This window comes from Oleiphilus sp. HI0132 (genome assembly GCF_001635845.1).
In genome coordinates this window covers 1-752 of sequence record NZ_LWGJ01000333.1, presented here as the reverse complement: position 1 = coordinate 752, position 752 = coordinate 1, and the positions used below count along the sequence as shown (strand labels likewise).

Below are 752 nucleotides of genomic sequence, written 5' to 3'. Positions count from 1 at the left end.
CACGGACAGCACCTTGGCCGCCAGGGGTTTGAGTGCAATGTGCTGCATGCTTTTTAATAAGGCTATGCGCATTGGGAACTGTGATGCCTAGCTGCACGCTGGTGATTGCAGATAAGTCAGGTAAGTCATCGCCCACGTAACATATTTGGTCAAAGGAAATACCGAGTTCTTCGCTAATTTCACCTAGGGCAATTTTTTTGTCTTCTCTTCCTTGAAGGATGTTTTTAATGCCAAGGTCTTTTGCGCGCCTCGCCGTTAGTGCTGAGGTTCGACCTGTGATAATAGCGACTTCGATATCATGCTTCATTAGTGCTTTAATTCCTTGGCCATCAAGAATATTAAAGGCTTTTAGTTCGTCTCCTTGTGCAGAGAAATAAACACTGCCGCTAGTCATGACGCCGTCAACATCGAGTGCGACGAGTTTAATACTGGCTGCTTTATCTGCAATGTTTTTTGGAAGTGCGTTAAAAGTCATGTTGGTGGCCCTAAAGTCTTAGTTGTGAAGTTGAAGGTGTTGTAACTAGGCAAGTACAGTTTGTTCGTACAATACATAAAGGTAGCCACCATAGATAGCAAGTAATAGCGTGCCGGCTACCGGTCCAAGGCTGTTCTTCTTGGTTGCGTGCTTGATATAAACCATGGCAGCGAGCCCGAAGGTCAGGGCAAACATGAGAGCGTAGTCTCGGAATAGTGTCTCTTCACTAATCGGGATGCCACCCTGTGAGATTGGGTGAAGAAATGCAGGAATTGCT

Annotated in this window: 2 protein-coding genes; both read right to left on the bottom strand. The window is 45.9% G+C overall.

The annotated features are described in order from the left end of the window. The coding region (locus A3766_RS03980; protein ID WP_068641724.1) for an HAD family hydrolase at nucleotides 1-475 on the bottom strand (475 nt) is incomplete at its 3' end. Nucleotides 476-520: 45 nt separating this feature from the next. Further along, nucleotides 521-752: hypothetical protein (locus A3766_RS30335; protein WP_197479303.1), on the bottom strand; the 232-nt coding region annotated here is incomplete at its 5' end.